This is a genomic window from Ochrobactrum sp. A-1, assembly GCF_022488005.1.
Classification (GTDB): Bacteria; Pseudomonadota; Alphaproteobacteria; order Rhizobiales; family Rhizobiaceae; genus Brucella.
Genome location: NZ_JAKVQC010000007.1, coordinates 1092494 through 1102500 on the forward strand (window position 1 = coordinate 1092494; position 10007 = coordinate 1102500).

A 10007-nucleotide genomic window follows, 5' to 3' on the forward strand; every position below is an offset into this window, starting at 1 on the left:
GAAGGAAATACCCATGACGAAGAAAATCGGTGTGGTCGGCTCCAACATGGTGGATCTCATCACCTATGTGAACCGTATGCCCGGCCCCGGTGAAACGCTGGAAGCGCCGACATTTGAAATCGGCTGCGGCGGCAAGGGCGCCAATCAGGCTGTGGCTGCTGCACGCCTTGGTGCAGATGTGATGATGGTCACGCGTGTGGGCGACGATATTTTCGCCGACAACACCATCCGCAACCTGAATGAATTCGGCGTCGATACGCGCCATGTGCGCAAGGTTCCGGGCAAATCAAGCGGCGTAGCCCCCATCTTCGTCGAACCATCGGGTGAAAACTCAATCCTGATCGTCAAGGGCGCCAATGCCGATCTTCTGCCTGCCGAAGTCGATAAGGCTGCCGACGATCTGAAAGCTTGCGGCCTTATCCTGATGCAGATGGAGGTTCCGGTTGAGACCGTCTATCACACCATCGCTTTTGCGGCTGAAAACGGCATCGAAACCATTTTGAATCCTGCGCCTGCCGCCGCTGATCTTGATCCCGAGCTTATCCGGCAAGTGACCTTTCTCGTGCCGAACGAGAGCGAACTGGCAATCCTCTCCGGCCTGCCGACCGGCACGGACGACGAAATCGTCACCGCAGCGCGTTCGCTCATCGCGCGCGGCATCCGCACCGTCATCGTCACGCTCGGCGGACGCGGCGCGCGCATGATTACGGCAAGCGAAATCGTCAATATTCCACCGGTCAAGGTCACGCCAAAAGACACGACCGGCGCGGGCGATGCTTTTATCGGCTCCTTTGCCCGCTTCTACGCCGGGACCGGCAATGTGGAAGCGTCGCTTCGCAAAGCAGCGCTCTACGCTGCCCATTCCATTACCCGGCCCGGCACGCAGAAAGCCTATGCCAGCCGGGAAGAATTCGAAACGTTCTGCCGCGATCACACTCCCACGATCGAATGCGCCTGAACGCATCTGAACTTATGAACGGACAATGAAATGACCGAAGCCCTCCCCCGTAATACCGGGACACCGCTCAAGCCGGAATGGTTTGAGGACGTGTCCGTCAATCGCAGTGCTTCCGAGCGCCGCGCCGCCACAATCAGCGCCCGCCGTTCGGTGAAAAAGGAATATCAGGCGGCGTGGCTCATCCGTGCCATCCAGTGCATCGACCTGACGACACTTGCAGGCGACGACACGGCGGGCCGTGTGCGCAGGCTCTGTGCAAAGGCACGTCGTCCGGTGCGCGAGGATATTCTGGAAGCGCTCGGCCTTGCAGATGCGGGCATCACCACCGGCGCTGTCTGCGTTTATCCCACCATGGTGCCCCATGCGGTGAAGGCACTTCAAGGCTCCGGCATTCCGGTTGCCTCCGTTGCAACCGGTTTTCCGGCCGGTCTGACACCGCTGCCACTTCGCCTTGCGGAAATCACCTACGCCGTTGAACAGGGCGCGCATGAAATCGACATCGTGATTACCCGCGAGCATGTACTGACGCAGAACTGGTCGGCTCTCTACGACGAGATTGCCGCTATGCGCGAAGTCTGCGGGGATGCACATATGAAGGCGATCCTCGCCACCGGCGATCTCAACACGCTGAGCAATGTTTATCGCGCCTCGATGGTAGCGATGCAGGCAGGCTCCGATTTCATCAAGACCTCGACGGGCAAGGAAGACGTCAACGCGACCCTGCCGGTGAGCCTGACCATGGTGCGGGCACTGCGCGATTATGGCGAGCTGTCCGGTCAAAGCGTCGGCTTTAAGCCGGCGGGCGGCCTCAAGACGGCCAAGGATGCGCTCACCTGGCTCAGCCTCATGAAAGAAGAGCTCGGTAATCGCTGGCTGGAGCCCGATCTTTTCCGCATCGGCGCAAGCTCGCTTCTCGGCGATATCGAACGGCAATTGGAGCACTTCGTGACCGGACGCTACTCTGCCGCCAACCGTCACGCCGCTGCTTAAACTTGGAATTTCGCATTCTCCTACGCAAAACCGCTTCGCACTTTTGCTGGAAATGCTCGTAAGGAATATAAATATGCGACCCATCAAGGACATCCTGAAGACCATGGAATATGGACCTTCCCCCGAAGCAAACGGCGATGTGAACCTGTGGCTGGAACAGCATGGTCGCTCTTTCGGCCACTATATCAACGGTATTTTTGTCAAACCGGAAGGCCGCAAGACGATTGCGGTTGCCAATCCGGCCAATAATGACAAGCTCGCTGAAATCATCTGCGGCAATGCGGAAGATGTTGATCAGGCGGTGAAAGCCGCCCGTACCGCTTTCGGCAAATGGTCCAAACTTTCGGGCTATGAGCGGGCCAAGTATCTCTATGCCATCGCGCGCCACATTCAGAAGCGCGAGCGCTTTCTGGCCGTGCTGGAAACCATGGACAACGGCAAACCGATCCGCGAAACCCGCGATATCGACATTCCGCTCGCCGCCCGCCATTTCTATCATCACGCAGGTTGGGCCGAGATGGTGGAAGACGAATTCAAGGGCTTTTCGCCGGTTGGCGTCTGCGGTCAGGTCATTCCGTGGAATTTCCCGCTTCTCATGCTTGCCTGGAAAATCGCGCCTGCTTTGGCTGCCGGTAACACGGTCGTTTTGAAGCCTGCCGATCTGACACCGCTTTCAGCCATTGCCTTTGCTGAAATCTGTCATGAGGTCGGCCTGCCCGCCGGTGTCGTCAATATCGTGCAGGGCGATGGCACCACGGGCGCGCAAATCTGCGGCCATAACGGCGTGGACAAGGTAGCCTTCACCGGCTCTACGCAGGTTGGTCGCGTCATTCGCGAGCAGATTGCCGGTTCGGGCAAGAAACTGTCGCTGGAACTGGGCGGAAAATCGCCCTTCATCGTCTTCGAAGATGCCGATCTCGATGCCGCCGTTGAAGGCGTGGTCGATGCCATCTGGTTCAATCAGGGCGAAGTCTGTTGCGCAGGCTCACGCCTGCTCGTGCAGGAAGGCATTGCCGACCGCTTCTATGCCAAGCTCAGAAAGCGCCTTGAGACACTGCGTGTTGGCGATCCGCTCGACAAATCCACCGATGTCGGCGCCATCGTTTCGCCCGGTCAGGTGAAGCGCATTTCCGATCTGATCCGGAAGGGCATTGAGGAGGGCGGCGAGCTGTGGCAGACGCCGAACCCGCTGCCTGCAAAGGGCAACTATATCGCACCCGGCTTCTTCACCGATGTGGATCAGGCCTCGACCGTCTGTCAGGTTGAAATCTTCGGCCCGATTGCAGCCGCCACAAGCTTCCGCACGCCGGATGAAGCCGTAGCCCTTGCTAACAACACGCGTTATGGCCTTGCAGCCTCAATCTGGTCGGAAAACATCAATATCGCGCTTGACCTTGCCGCGCGGGTGAAGGCCGGTGTCGTCTGGATCAACTGCACCAATATGCTGGATGCAGGCGCAGGTTTCGGCGGCTACCGCGAAAGCGGATTCGGTCGCGAAGGCGCACGCGAAGGCATGTACGAATATCTTGTTTCCGATTGGGAGAAAGCGCTCCCCTCGGCCAAAGTTGCGGACGCCTTCGTGCCATCGGCTTCGCCCTCCGGCGATGACAAGATCACCAACGACGGTATCGACCGCACGATGAAGAACTATATTGGCGGCAAGCAGGCCCGCCCGGACGGCGGTTACAGCTATTCGGTCACTGGCAAGGGCGGTGCGGTCATCGGCCAGGCTGGTATCGGCAACCGCAAGGACATCCGCAATGCGGTGGAAGCGGCGACCAAGGCCGGAAGCTGGGGCACAGCCACGGCGCATAACCGGGCTCAGGTGCTCTATTATCTTGGCGAAAACCTTGATGCGCGCCGCGCGGATTTCGTGGCACGGTTGATCGAAAGCACCGGCATCAGCCAAAAGAAAGCGGAAGAGGAATTTGAAGCCGCACTGCGCCGGATTTTCTATTATGCCGCGCAGGCCGACAAGTTCGACGGAGCGGTTCATTCCACCAAGTCGCGTCATGTGACACTGGCGATGAACGAACCTTGGGGCGCGATGGGCATCGTCTGCCCCGACGAAGCGCCGCTTCTTTCGCTTGTCTCTCTGGTCTTGCCGGCAATCGCCATGGGTAACCGAACGGTCATTGTACCGTCGAGCCGTCATCCGCTGATCGCCGGTGATTTCTATCAGATACTCGACACATCCGATGTACCGGGCGGCGTGGTCAATATCGTCACCGGTGAACGGGATCTTCTGACGAAGACGCTTGCCGAGCACGATGATGTTGCCGCACTCTGGTATTTTGGTTCACGCGAGGGCAGTGCCATGGTCGAAAAGGCGTCAGCAGGCAATCTCAAAGCCACTTGGGTCAGCAATGGCCGCTTGCCCAATTGGCTCAACAAGGCGGACGGGCAAGGCCTGGACTACCTGCGCCGAGCAATCCAGGTGAAGAACATCTGGGTGCCTTACGGGGCATAATAGACACCAATAAAAGGCCCGCTTAGGCGGGCCTTTTTGCCGAGTGCACCACAAAAATGAGACCGGCTTCCGGGACATATCCCGGCAAAAAGGGCTACCGGGCGTTAGAGCGCCGACGCAGCTTGCAATGCATCCTTTACAATCTTCACTGCGTTTGCATCCAGCGGTGTCTGCGGCCGGATCGGATCGCCCACCTCATAGCCTTGGATTTGCAACGCCGCCTTGAGACAACTTGCCAAGCGATAGCGTGCGAAAACCTCGTTGAAGCCCCACAACCGTTTCTGGATCTTGGCGGCATGTTCCCATTCTCCGCGCTTGCAGGCATTGTAAAGTTCGATGCTCTGCTCGGGCAGCACGCAGGCCGGACCAGCAAACCAGCCCTTTCCGCCCATCAGAAGGACGCTGACAGCAATATGTGACGATGCGGCAAACACATCCAGCTTGCCCTCGCAGCGATTGATGATCGACAGCAGGCGACCCGTGTTTGTAGACGCATCCTTCAGGCCAACGATATTCCGGTGGTCTGCGATTGTACTGATCGTGTCGATAGAAAGATCCGTACGCTGAAAATTCGGGTTGGTATAAACGACGATAGGAAGATCGACGCTGTTGGCAATGTCGAGAAAATAATTTCTGACCTCTTGCTCGCTTAGCGGAAAATAAGATTCCAGCACGCCGACGATACCATCCGCGCCAATCTTTTTGTACAATCTTGCCTGCTCAATGGCTCCTTCGGTGGAGACACTTGCAACACCGGGGACAACCGAAACGCGCCCGTTGCTCGCCTCAACGACAACCTCCACGATACGACGCTTCTTCTCGTCGGAGAGATAGGCATATTCCCCACTACTGCCGAGAGGTGTGAGTCCGGTTACGCCTTTGCCGATCAGGTCGTTGCAAAGGTCGCCGAGCACTTTCTCATTGATATTGCCGTCTGCTTTCAAAGGACTGACAAGATAGGGTATGACCCCGTAAAAATGCGACATGGCTGTCCTTCCGCTCTATGCAAAAAGTAGCGGGCCCTGTTGAGAGGCCGCCACCTTTTCTTCTCCATGAACTCTAGGAATTGTTGTTCTCACTGAGGCTGGCTACTGTCAGCAATGCGCCATCAAGTGCTGTTCCTTCCTCGTCCAACAGGGCTGCGCGCCGTAGGCGATTGAGCCAGGCCGCTCCGTCCGGGCGACCGCACAGCGAGGAAACCTGGCCGATAACTTTGTCGAACTTTGATTGCCCTCGATGTTGGTTTCCACGCGGAACTGAGCCGGTTTTTCCACCGAGAAGTGAGCCACCTCTGACTATGGTTTTATGATTGGGTTTTGGTCAAGGGATTGGCTTTTTCTCCTCTCTTGTTTGCTGCGGCTGCAGAACTGGCCTTGAAGCGGAAGCTGTCATTACCTGTTTCCAGGATATGGCAGCGATGGGTCAAACGATCGAGCAATGCCGTCGTCATCTTGGCGTCGCCGAAGACTGTTGCCCATTCGCTAAAGCTGAGGTTGGTGGTTATCACCACGCTGGTCCGCTCATAGAGCTTGCTCAACAGGTGGAAGAGCAGCGCTCCGCCTGAAGCGCTGAATGGAAGGTATCCGAGCTCATCAAGGATCAGCAGATCGAGGCGGACCAAGGTCTCAGCGATCTGGCCTGCCTTGCCTTTGGCCTTCTCCTGCTCAAGTGCGTTGACCAATTCGATGGTTGAGAAGAAGCGGACTTTTCGACGGTGATGTTCGATAGCCTGGATGCCAAGGGCCGTCGCCACGTGGGTTTTGCCTGTGCCCGGTCCGCCGACGAGCACGATATTCTGCGCTCCGTCAATGAACTCGCATCTGTGCAACTGGCGCACCGTCGCTTCGTTGATTTCGCTGGCGGCAAAGTCGTATCCAGAGATATCCTTGTAGGCCGGGAAGCGCGCAGCCTTCATATGATAGGCAATCGAGCGGACCTCGCGCTCAGCCATTTCGGCTTTCAGCAACTGGGACAGGATCGGTACGGCTGCATCAAAAGCTGGAGCACCTTGCTCGATCAAGTCTGTGACGGCTTGCGCCATGCCATACATCTTCAGGCTACGCAGCATGATGACGACGGCGGCGCTGGCAGGATCATGACGCATGGCGACCTCCCACAATCCGGACGCGCAAGCCATCGTAGCGTTCTACATTGGCCTTGGGTTCACGCACCAAGGTCAGTGCTTGTGGCGTATCGACGTCGGGACCGTCGGTCGTCTTGCCGTCGATCAGCATATGCAACAGGTTCAGCACATGCGTCTTGGTTGCTACGCCTTGATCCAGAGCCAGTTCCACGGCCCTGACGACAACCTGTTCGTCGTGATGAAGGACAAGAGCGAGGATGTCCGCCATTTCCCGATCGCCGCCGGGGCGGCGAAGCATCTGGTCCTGCAGTTGTCGAAAGGGCAGCGGCAATTCCACGAAGGGTGCGCCATTGCGCAGAGCACCGGGCTTGCGCTGGATGACGGCAAGGTAGTGCCGCCAGTCGTAAATCGTCCTCGGTGGCTTGTCGTGACTGCGCTCGATGACCCGCGCATGTTCGCAAAGAACGTTGCCCTCGGCTGCAACGACCAGTCGATCGGGATAGATCCGCAGGCTGACGGGCCGGTTCGCAAACGATGCAGGCACGCTGTAACGATTACGCTCGAAGGTGACCAGGCACGTTGGTGAGACTCGTTTGCCTTGCTCGACGAATCCGTCAAACATGGTAGGCAATTCCATCAATGCTGCTCGCTCATCAGCCCAGACATCCGCAATCGAACCGGGCAGGCTCCCGTGCGGTGTCTCCTGCCACAGGTCTTGGCAATGCTGTTCCAGCCAGAGGTTCAACGTTGCCAAATCCGGGAAGTCGGGCATCTGTTGCCATAGGCGGGGACGAGAATCCCGGACGTTCTTCTCGACCTGACCCTTTTCCCAACCCGCAGCGGGATTGCAGAACTCAGGCGCAAACACGTAGTGGTTCGTCATAGCGAGAAAGCGGATATTGACCTGCCGCTCCTTGCCGCGACCAACGCGATCGACTGCGGTGCGCATATTGTCGTAGATCCCTCGCGCAGGCACACCACCGAAGACCCGGAAGCCGTGCCAATGGGCATCGAACAACATCTCGTGTGTCTGGAGCAGATACGCCCGCAAGAGAAACGCCCGGCTGTGCGACAGTTTGATATGCGCAACCTGCAGCTTAACGCGCTCGCCGCCGATGACGGCATAGTCCTCACTCCAATCGAATTGGAATGCTTCGCCTGGGCGGAAAGACAGCGGAACGAATATGCCTCGGCCCGTCGTCTGCTGCTCACGTTGTCGATCCGCCCGCCAATCACGGGCGAAGGCCGCAACCCGGCCATAGGAACCGGTAAAGCCCACAGATACCAGATCGGCATGAAGCTGTTTCACCGTTCGGCGCTGCTTGCGTGACCTCCCGGCCTCGGTCTTTAGCCAGCCCGCCAGCTTGTCGGCAAAAGGATCAAGCTTGCTCGGTCGTTCCGGCACCGTGAACGTCGGTTCGATCGTGCCCGCGCTCAAGTACTTCGCAATTGTGTTGCGCGACAGCCCCGTACGCCGGCTGATCTCCCGGATCGACTGCTTCTCGCGCAGCGCCATCCGACGGATGATGTTTTAAAGTCCCATGTGGATCACTCCGTTGCCCCCGTCGCTCGCAGCGTTGGGGGAAGGTTCACATGGCTCAGTTCTCAATGGAAATTATCTGCCTAACCGGCTCAGTTCCGCGTGGAAACCAACACGCGTTTCGATCTGATTGGATCAGATCGGCGCTCTAAGTTATTATATTTCAAGCATAATCTTATCGATCCTCGTTTCACTCCGGTCGGATTATGCTCTAAACGCCAAAACCCCGCAGCATGGCTACGGGGTTTTGTTGATTTGGTTGCGGGGGCAGGATTTGAACCTGCGGCCTTCAGGTTATGAGCCTGACGAGCTACCGGGCTGCTCCACCCCGCGATAAACTTTTGAGTGCCGTGCTTACGCCCGGTCTTGTTTTGTTTTCCGTCCTCGCTGGCTGTGCCGGCTGCGGTCGGAAGAGGCTGCTCCACCCCGCGCCAGGGTGTTTATTATGAACTGGTTTGGGTATTTTTTTGGCGCCTGACGCTGATGCGAACTGTTTTGCATGTTTTGCTGAGAAGATGTTTTGATTTGTGTGCTTGGCAGACCTGGCAGCGACCTACTCTCCCGTGTCTTAAGACAAAGTACCATTGGCGCTGGAGCGTTTCACGGCCGAGTTCGGAATGGGATCGGGTGCAGCCGCTCCGCCATAACCACCAGGTCGGCGAAGAACACAAATATGAGAAGCTGGTTAGGGGAGTAGGGGAATAGGGCAGTAAGGGAGTATGTTAGCTCACTGTTTCCTCTGCTCTTTCCGTCTTTCGTGCTGATAGCATCAACGCTCTTATAGAGCGCTGACAAACAATAAGCACGCGACTGCGTGCCGCCGGTTTTCCGGCGCCCTGTCCGGAGCGAAGCGGCTTTAGCCGCGACAGCGTGAGGACAGAAGTTAAAGCTGATATCCATCAAGCTTTGCTTGATGGATATTGTAAATGGGAGTGATCAAGTCGATCGAGCTATTAGTACCGGTAAGCTACATGCGTTGCCGCACTTCCACACCCGGCCTATCAACGTGGTAGTCTTCCACGGCTCTGATAGGGAATACTCGTTTTTAGGTGGGTTTCCCGCTTAGATGCCTTCAGCGGTTATCCCGTCCGTATATAGCTACCCTGCTATGCCGTTGGCACGACAACAGGTCCACCAGAGATACGTCCATCCCGGTCCTCTCGTACTAGGGACAGATCCTATCAATATTCCTACACCCACGGCAGATAGGGACCGAACTGTCTCACGACGTTCTGAACCCAACTCACGTACCGCTTTAAATGGCGAACAGCCATACCCTTGGGACCTGCTCCAGCCCCAGGATGCGATGAGTCGACATCGAGGTGCCAAACAACCCCGTCGATATGGACTCTTGGGGGTCATCAGCCTGTTATCCCCGGCGTACCTTTTATCCGTTGAGCGATGGCCCTTCCACGCGGGACCACCGGATCACTATGACCGACTTTCGTCTCTGCTCGACTTGTCAGTCTTGCAGTCAGGCAGGCTTATGCCATTGCACTCGACGAACGATTTCCGACCGTTCTGAGCCTACCATCGCGCGCCTCCGTTACTCTTTAGGAGGCGACCGCCCCAGTCAAACTACCCACCATACACGGTCCTGGACCCGGATAACGGGCCGCAGTTAGACATCCATAAAAACAAGGGTGGTATTTCAAGGTTGACTCCACAAAGGCTGGCGCCCCTGCTTCAAAGTCTACCACCTATCCTACACATGTCGTCACGAATGCCAGTGTAAAGCTATAGTAAAGGTGCACGGGGTCTTTCCGTCTAACCGCAGGAACCCCGCATCTTCACGGGGAATTCAATTTCACTGAGTCTGCGTTGGAGACAGCGGGGAAGTCGTTACGCCATTCGTGCAGGTCGGAACTTACCCGACAAGGAATTTCGCTACCTTAGGACCGTTATAGTTACGGCCGCCGTTTACTGGGGCTTCAATTCAATGCTTGCACATCTCCTCTTAACCTTC

General features: G+C 57.1%; 6 protein-coding genes, 1 tRNA gene and 2 rRNA genes (1 of these 9 cut by a window edge). 3 read left to right on the top strand and 6 right to left on the bottom strand.

Annotation, left to right across the window (positions count from 1 at the left end; translation table 11 throughout):
• The first annotated feature begins 13 nt into the window (after positions 1-13).
• The 3 genes from rbsK to MKS82_RS23305 all read left to right on the top strand — a co-directional run bounded on the left by rbsK (position 14) and on the right by MKS82_RS23305 (position 4418).
• A complete protein-coding gene (gene rbsK / locus MKS82_RS23295) occupies positions 14-958 on the top strand; it encodes a ribokinase (protein WP_109988121.1) in 945 nt (314 codons plus the stop codon).
• A gap of 30 nt (positions 959-988) precedes the next feature.
• Positions 989-1948 carry a deoxyribose-phosphate aldolase gene (gene deoC, locus MKS82_RS23300; protein WP_109988122.1) on the top strand — a complete coding sequence of 320 codons (960 nt, stop codon included), beginning with the start codon at positions 989-991 and terminating at the stop codon, positions 1946-1948.
• Positions 1949-2021: 73 nt separating this feature from the next.
• Positions 2022-4418: an aldehyde dehydrogenase family protein gene (locus MKS82_RS23305; RefSeq protein ID WP_181394293.1), complete on the top strand. Its 2397-nt coding sequence runs from the start codon at positions 2022-2024 to the stop codon at positions 4416-4418.
• Positions 4419-4522: 104 nt separating this feature from the next.
• Here the strand turns inward: MKS82_RS23305 and MKS82_RS23310 are convergent, their stop codons facing one another.
• The 6 genes from MKS82_RS23310 to MKS82_RS23335 all read right to left on the bottom strand — a co-directional run.
• A complete protein-coding gene (locus tag MKS82_RS23310; RefSeq protein ID WP_109988123.1) occupies positions 4523-5404 on the bottom strand; it encodes a dihydrodipicolinate synthase family protein in 882 nt (293 codons plus the stop codon).
• 317 nt (positions 5405-5721) lie between these two features.
• Entirely contained in the window at positions 5722-6522 is an 801-nt protein-coding gene (istB, locus tag MKS82_RS23315; RefSeq protein ID WP_025590956.1) for an IS21-like element helper ATPase IstB, read from the bottom strand.
• Positions 6512-8017, bottom strand: a complete 1506-nt coding sequence (gene istA, locus MKS82_RS23320; RefSeq protein WP_240579360.1) for an IS21 family transposase — start codon at positions 8015-8017, stop codon at positions 6512-6514. The genes istB and istA overlap by 11 nt, the downstream gene beginning before the upstream one ends.
• Positions 8018-8297: 280 nt before the next feature.
• A tRNA-Met gene (locus tag MKS82_RS23325) sits at positions 8298-8374 on the bottom strand.
• A gap of 207 nt (positions 8375-8581) precedes the next feature.
• A 5S ribosomal RNA gene (rrf, locus tag MKS82_RS23330) occupies positions 8582-8696 on the bottom strand.
• 277 nt (positions 8697-8973) lie between these two features.
• Positions 8974-10007, bottom strand: a 23S ribosomal RNA gene (locus tag MKS82_RS23335) (it continues 1853 nt past the right edge of the window).

Excerpts from the sequence above, each read along its gene's own strand:
- rbsK (WP_109988121.1), top strand. The coding sequence starts at position 14 with ATGACGAAGAAAATCGGTGTGGTCGGCTCCAACATGGTGGATCTCATC.
- deoC (WP_109988122.1), top strand. The coding sequence starts at position 989 with ATGACCGAAGCCCTCCCCCGTAATACCGGGACACCGCTCAAGCCGGAA.
- MKS82_RS23305 (WP_181394293.1), top strand. The coding sequence starts at position 2,022 with ATGCGACCCATCAAGGACATCCTGAAGACCATGGAATATGGACCTTCC.
- MKS82_RS23310 (WP_109988123.1), bottom strand. The coding sequence starts at position 5,404 with ATGTCGCATTTTTACGGGGTCATACCCTATCTTGTCAGTCCTTTGAAA.
- istB (WP_025590956.1), bottom strand. The coding sequence starts at position 6,522 with ATGCGTCATGATCCTGCCAGCGCCGCCGTCGTCATCATGCTGCGTAGC.
- istA (WP_240579360.1), bottom strand. The coding sequence starts at position 8,017 with ATGGCGCTGCGCGAGAAGCAGTCGATCCGGGAGATCAGCCGGCGTACG.